The organism is Acetomicrobium mobile, from assembly GCF_937920065.1.
Genome location: NZ_CALETC010000026.1, coordinates 1 through 2,649, shown reverse-complemented (window position 1 = coordinate 2,649; position 2,649 = coordinate 1). Strand labels below are relative to the sequence as shown.

Annotated in this window: 4 protein-coding genes; all 4 read left to right on the top strand. The window is 47.8% G+C overall.

The genetic code is table 11. From position 1 onward, the window contains the following. Window positions 1-228: 228 nt before the first annotated feature. On the top strand, window positions 229-495 hold the full coding sequence (locus tag Q7P41_RS00900) for a ribosomal L7Ae/L30e/S12e/Gadd45 family protein (RefSeq protein ID WP_303881386.1): 267 nt from the start codon (window positions 229-231) through the stop codon (window positions 493-495). Between the two features lie 22 nt (window positions 496-517). Next, window positions 518-889 carry a 30S ribosomal protein S12 gene (gene rpsL, locus Q7P41_RS00895; RefSeq protein WP_303881384.1) on the top strand — a complete coding sequence of 124 codons (372 nt, stop codon included), beginning with the start codon at window positions 518-520 and terminating at the stop codon, window positions 887-889. A 27-nt stretch (window positions 890-916) separates the two neighbouring features. Next, window positions 917-1,387 carry a 30S ribosomal protein S7 gene (gene rpsG / locus Q7P41_RS00890; RefSeq protein ID WP_303881382.1) on the top strand — a complete coding sequence of 157 codons (471 nt, stop codon included), beginning with the start codon at window positions 917-919 and terminating at the stop codon, window positions 1,385-1,387. A gap of 38 nt (window positions 1,388-1,425) precedes the next feature. Continuing rightward, window positions 1,426-2,649, top strand: a 1,224-nt coding sequence (locus tag Q7P41_RS00885; protein ID WP_303881379.1) for a translation factor GTPase family protein, incomplete at its 3' end; no start/stop codon positions are given.

Here is a 2,649-nt window from a genome sequence, read left to right as displayed (position 1 = left end):
CATAATTGGACATCTGATTCCCGCTGGCACTGGAGCAGCCGCAAATCGCAACTTCGAAATAGTGGAAGTCGAAGAAGAAGTTTCGTACGAACCCGTGTCTGTAGATCGTTCATGACAAGATGTGTGTCTATTGTTGGGGGTCGACCCCCTAGGAAGACCCCCACTTGACATAAAGTCCTGGCGCTGATATCATTCCTCGGTGCTCATGCCGTCAGAGGGAGGTTTGTCATGTCCTTACATGAGCTTGTTGAAAGCGACCGCGTCGTAGGAGCTAAAAGCGTCTTGCGCAAGTTGCTGAGATCGGAGATCAAGAAGGTATTTGTTGCGCGTGACGCCGAAAGAAAGGTCATAGAACCCATATTAAGGGAAGCAGAGATTAGGAAAATACCCGTGGAATGGGTTGATAATTCTACGATACTTGGAAGGGCATGTGTCATTGAAAGACCAGCGGCTGTAGCTGGCCTGTTGAAGGATAATCAGTTAAGGGAAGCTTAACAAGGCTAAAGGAGGGACTTTTGTGGCCACTATAAATCAACTTATACGTCAAGGACGTAAGGGAAAAAAGAAGCGCTCAGGTGCTCCTGCGCTTCAGGGGAACCCTCAAAAAAGAGGCGTTTGCACGAGGGTATATACCGTCACTCCCAAGAAGCCAAACTCTGCTTTGAGGAAGGTGGCTCGCGTGAGGTTGACGAACGGCATTGAAGTAACCGCCTATATTCCGGGCATAGGCCATAACTTGCAGGAACACTCAGTAGTATTGGTCCGTGGAGGACGTGTCAAGGACTTACCGGGTGTGCGTTATCATATAATACGCGGAGCGCTCGACTGTGGTGGTGTGGAAAATCGCCGTCAAAGCAGATCAAAGTATGGCGTGAGAAAGCCGAAATAGTCAAGAACAAGTGAGGAGGTTGATGTCATGCCGCGAAAGGGGCATGTGCCAAAAAGAAAAGTTGATCCAGATCCGTTATATAAAAGCGAGGCCATAGCTAAATTCATTCATTGTCTAATGTATGATGGCAAAAAGAGCGTTGCTGAGCGCATTGTTTACGAGGCTTTAGAGCAAGCTGCAAAAAGGCTTAATGTTGCTCCCGATGAAGTGTTCGAAAAGGCCCTGGAAAATGTTAAACCCCTAGTTGAGGTTAGGCCCAGACGCGTTGGAGGAGCAACTTATCAGATCCCAGTTGAGGTGGCACTTTATCGGGCTCAGGCGCTGGCAATACGGTGGATCATAAACAGCGCCAGGTCTCGCAAGGGCATCCCCATGATCGAACGTTTGGCCAGGGAGTTTGTTGATGCCTACAAAGGAGAAGGTGCAGCTATAAAGAAACGAGAAGACACGCATAGAATGGCGGAAGCAAACAGGGCATTCGCCCATTATCGATGGTAAAGAAATAGGTATCATGCAGGGTGGTGATTTGTGAAACAATGAGCGACGGAGGAATAGATATTCGACGCATTCGAAATATAGGCATAGCAGCTCATATTGACGCTGGTAAGACTACGACTACGGAGCGAATATTATTTTATACGGGTAAAATCCACAAAATAGGCGAGGTTCACGAAGGCGCTGCAACTATGGATTTCATGGAGCAAGAACGTGAGCGTGGTATTACCATATCTTCAGCGGCTACTACATGCTATTGGAAAGATTATATGATTAACTTAATTGATACGCCCGGCCACGTGGATTTTACGATGGAGGTGGAGCGCTCGCTAAGGGTACTGGACGGGGCAGTTGCCGTATTTTGCGCTGTTGGGGGAGTGGAACCTCAGTCGGAGACGGTATGGCGTCAGCTTGATAAATACAGGGTGCCAAGGATTGCCTTTATAAATAAAATGGACAGAGTTGGCGCTAACTTTTTTGGTGTCATGAGACAAATTGAGGAGCGGTTAGGGGCAAATCCGGTTCCCATTCAATTACCCATGGGCGCGGAAGATGCATTTAGGGGCATTATCGACCTAGTTGAGATGAGGGCCATAGAGTATGCAGACGAACTGGGCACTCGCATGGAGTTGGATGAGATACCGCAAGCATACTTGGCTGAAGCTCAAGAATGGCGCGAATATTTAATAGAGGCCTTGGCTGAAATGGATGACAAAATTATGGAAGCCTACCTCGAAGGAAAAGAGATTTCCGGAGAGAAGATACGAAAAGCGTTGCGCCTTGGGACCATCGAGCTAAAGCTAGTTCCACTTCTTTGTGGATCTGCCCTAAAAAATAAGGGCATTCAGTTGTTGCTTGACGCCATTATAGACTACCTTCCGTCTCCTTTGGAGATTCCTCCGGTCAAGGGCGTTGACTTAAGGAATGGAGAAGAAGTGGTGCGACATCCTGATCCAAAGGGACCCTTTTCGGCTTTGGCTTTCAAGGTCCTGGTCGATCCCTTTGTGGGCAGGGTAGTTTATACGAGAATATATTGTGGGACGTTGCATACTGGCATGACGGTCTTTAACGCAAATACAAAGAAAAAAGAGCGTGTCGGTAGGATATTAAGGGTTCATGCCAGCAAACGTGAAGATATTGAATCTGCTTCAGCAGGTACTATCGTAGCGCTACCTGGCTTAAAGAACACCCAAACGGGCGATACTCTCTGCGACGAAAGAGAGCCCATAATTTTAGAGGGCATGAATATCCCGGAGCCCGTGATT